Genomic DNA, 4,272 nt, shown 5'->3' with positions numbered 1-4,272 from the left:
TCAAGTTCTTCCATTGCTTTGGCAGGAATGTCAAATACCACCCGACCAAAATCATCATAGACTGTATAACTGGTTAATTTCTTTTCAATTAAAGTTCCACCACTTCCTACATTGCCGGTGTAAGCTCTCGCTCCATCCAGACGCAATTCTGCTACCATAGTAGTTGCAACTTTTCGTCCGCGTGCGTCGGTAAATAATGATATTATTCTGCCGTCGGGATCTGTAATGGTTTCCTTACGGAGTTCATTCGGAGCATAATGAGAATCACCGTAAGCCGCTGCATTAGAAGCATCATACTGCCATTTTCTAATATTATCGGAAGAAGTGTTCCATCCATATGCTATCTGCGTACCGTGCCCATTTTCAGGTTGTAGTTCTTCTCCTACTCCTCCTATCTCGGTGGGGCGCTGTAGTGGACTTGTTTCAACTTTAGTTATGGCAAACGGAGCTGTACTTTCTTCGTTTGGATCAGTTTGGTTTGAATAATAATTTAATTGTTGACTTGAAGCATCCGGAATATAATCTGTATCAGACTCGTTATCTGCATAATAATAAGGTAAATACTTTGTTAGTGAACGTCCAAATGAATCATATTCAACAAATGAAACCCGCTTAGTTCCATAATTATAAACTCCGAAATCAATAGCTTGCCTGAATCTTCCCAACCCATCTGTAAACTCTATATGCTTAGCAACATATTGTTCGCCTGCAGTCCTGATGTTAGTTTTGGTTCGAGCTGCATCTTTTGCCGTATATAGAGTATGTTTATTATAACTGTTTGGATCTGAAATTTCTTTTTCTCCATATTGATGATGTTCAATCACGTTTCGTTTGCGGTTAAGAACCCATTCCAATCGACCTTTGACGTCGTATTCGTATGTTACTACATTCCCTGTAATTGAGCTTTCATACTTTAATTTTCCATCTGCGAAGTTGCCTTGGGTTTGCATTGTAGCATTAAGCTCGTGAAGACGCAACTCATCAATATTTCCATCTCCAGTTATTGAAATAGAATTATCGTTAGAAGTCCATTCAATAATTTTTTCGTTGTAATTCCAATCGCCCTCGGAAAAGCTTGAATTTTCTAATTCAACGCTTCCAGAACCGTAAGAAGTGGAAACATTTCCTTTAGACCAATAGCTTAATATATATTTCCCTTTTGGTAATAAATTACCCGAATCAAAATCCCCATCATTTCCATCAACTGTTCCTAGATTGTAATATTTATCTCCTGTTAGTGCATAGCTGAAATCTGGTGCGTCTACAATATTTTCTTCACTAATATTCCAACCTCCAAAAAAATCGTCGTCTTCGAAAGAAGTGTAACGAGAATTAGCTAACTTTCCATCATAAATTTTTGCCACAGTCCCATCAGCTTGATGATTCAAGAGTAGAGAATTATAAAGGTCATCGCTATTTCTACTTTCAACGACGAGATTATTATCATTAACTATTGTGAATTCAATATCATCTGAAAGCACTTCTGGAATGTAAAGTTCATCATCTTCATTTCCCATATCAATTTTATGTGACATTTCATAATTAGCTAGTGGTTCTTCCAATTTTGTAGATTTACGGAGTTTGGCTATTGGTATATCTACTCCATTAGTAGACTCATATAAAATCATCCTTGAAGTAAGGAGTTTTTCTACATCTCCAGATTTCTTGATAAAAATCGCTTGTTCTATTGGTAGAGAATAGAGCTTATTTCGCCATAGTGTTTGTATCGTGCCTGCATAAGCACCTTGCGGAGCGTTAGATTGGGTGAACGGAAAATCACCAATAAACTTATTCCTAATTATTGACTGGCTGCCATTAGGCAAGGTTGAGGTAATTTGAATAGGTTTAAGATGAATTCCGTCACTTCTATAATCATAAGCAGTTTCTTTCTCTTCAATTAGATTTTCTTCTTCATCATAGTTTCTTACTATTTTTGTTTTTAGATAGAAGAACTTGGAGTCCAAAGTATACGATTGGCGAGCATAGTATTTACTTAATGTGGACTGAGGAACGCTCCAGTTCAATTTACGCAAGGCAAACTTGGTTCCTTCAATTTCACCAAAAATTACATAGAAATTTGAATTATCTCTTAAAAAATCATAAGAATATATTATTTCGCTTATTTTTTTATTATCTGCATTATAGATTTCTTGTTTTTGGGGTATACCGAAGGTGTTATCTGGAATTTGAATAGGAGCGTATGGATACGTTCTATTTGAATACGCGTTATCTGCAAACCTAAATGTTGTTCGCGACTTTCCAATAGTCTCTGATGAAGAAATAGTTGAACCATTAATGTCATAACCGATGGTCTCAGTTTCAACATTCAAATACATTACTGGTCCGCTTTGAAATAAAAGATTGTTTATCATGTTACTTGCAGTGCCAATCCCGTAGGGATTGGGACCTTGGCTACTTCCACTCAAGTTTTCTTGAATCCATGCATGATAAATGTAAGGTGTTAGTAATATTCCACTTGAAACACCTGGTTCATCAAATCTATCATATTTGTAACGGGTTAGATATCTGCTGCCATTCCCATCTATTTTAGTAACAGCTTTTATTCTTAATCCGCCCGCCGTTAGTCCGTTGGGATAATCAAATGAAATCGTGTACTGACTCGGACACTCTTGGTAGATATTTGTAGTTATATTAGTTGGCAATTCATTAACAGTTTGACGGGCATATATCAGATAAGTACCTTCTTCAAGATAGATATCATTGTCGTCATCAGATAAGATAAATGTAGGAGGATTTCCCGTATAGTGTTTTACAATCTTAACTTCAATACGTCTATCACAATCATTATAGGGATCAGTATAGTTATAACCGTCATGATTGATTTGGAAATTAACATATTGGTCTGTTTCCACTTCCAAATAATTAAAATTTGAGCCAGCCAAACTTACCCAAGTGTAATATCCACCATCTGGATTTGATACATCTTCGATCCAATTTGATACTTCATTATAGCCGGCAGTATAAGTTTTAGTAATAGGTTGTGGCAAATCAATCGTCTGACCCGCTAATCTCCCAAATTGATTTAGCTCATATTCAAAACTTTCTTTACTACCGTTTGAATATTGTATGTCTTTTAGTATCCTATGTTCAGTTGTACTTAAATTAGATGACCTATTTGCTTGATTCAAATTTCCTAGATTAGGGCCATCAAATGACAAGGGAACTGTAGCATTTTGATTTATTCCATTTATATAACCCCAATGGTCGAAATCATTATTATTGATCTGACGCGTTACTCCATCTCTGTAAGTAAAATCTATTTTATTATATACAACTAGATCCGAATTTAAATATTGAATATTTTGCAATGTAAACTCCGAGCCAATAGTATGATCATACTCAAACTTGACTTTTCCAATCAAGTCATCGCTGTTTGTAAAGTACTCAATTTTTTCTAGATAAGGATACCCATCGGAATTTTGACTTCTTGTAAAAAGAATATAGCCTTTAATAAAATCTATTCTGTTAATGAATTTCACGTAATCAATTGATTCATCGTATTCCGTTCTGGAAGAATTTTGCGAAACATCTGCGGGGAAATGTGAAATTGATACCGCTCGATTAATTTGTGAATATGGATGACTGTTACTAGCGTATTGAAATGAAGCTAAGACATCATCATGTAAATTTTTAATTTGGGAGATAGACCAAGTGTCAAAATATTCAATTGGTCGCTTACAGGTTGCGTCATCTTCACACGGGCTATCAATAGCAGCTTGGCTCAAAATTCTATCACCTTTTTGAAAGGTATATTCTATACCATTTTCATTTTTAATTGTAAATCCTTCTATATCTAGAAAAAAATCAAAACAGCCATAATCAGTACTGTTATTGGGATTATCAATCAGAGAATAATTAGTTGTAATATTATTCGAAGTCTTTTGATATTCCACAGCGTCACCAATTACTTCACCATCGCATGGTGCACTTCCTCGCGCCAAAGAGAATTTAGATGACGAACCAGGAAGGGTATAATGAAAAATATCTGGTTGAAAATCAAGTGCTCCTTTGCCAGCATTTGTTATTAAGTCGTTGCCACCATTATCAATTATATTAGAACTTTCTAAATTATGGTTTAAAAATCCTCTTGTATATTTAAAATTGTGAAATGCAGAATACTCATATGGCACGTCATCGGGCATTCCATTAACTTGTCTCTTCAAAGAAGAGCCTATATCTAACTGCCATCCGTAGCCAACACAAGTAGCCGTTTCGTTAAATTTTCGACCTTGCCCATTATAAATTAAAGTT

At 35.3% G+C, this 4,272-nt stretch carries 1 protein-coding gene; it reads right to left on the bottom strand.

The window, feature by feature from the left end; all coding sequences use genetic code 11:
• Positions 1-4,272 (bottom strand): DUF6443 domain-containing protein (locus G3O08_RS20360; protein ID WP_204336973.1); only part of this gene is annotated, 4,272 nt, incomplete at both ends.

It is taken from the genome of Cryomorpha ignava (assembly GCF_010686655.1).
Taxonomy (GTDB): Bacteria; Bacteroidota; Bacteroidia; order Flavobacteriales_D; family Cryomorphaceae; genus Cryomorpha; species Cryomorpha ignava.
Note: the sequence above shows the minus strand (reverse complement) of the source record. Positions and strands in the feature narration are given on the sequence as shown.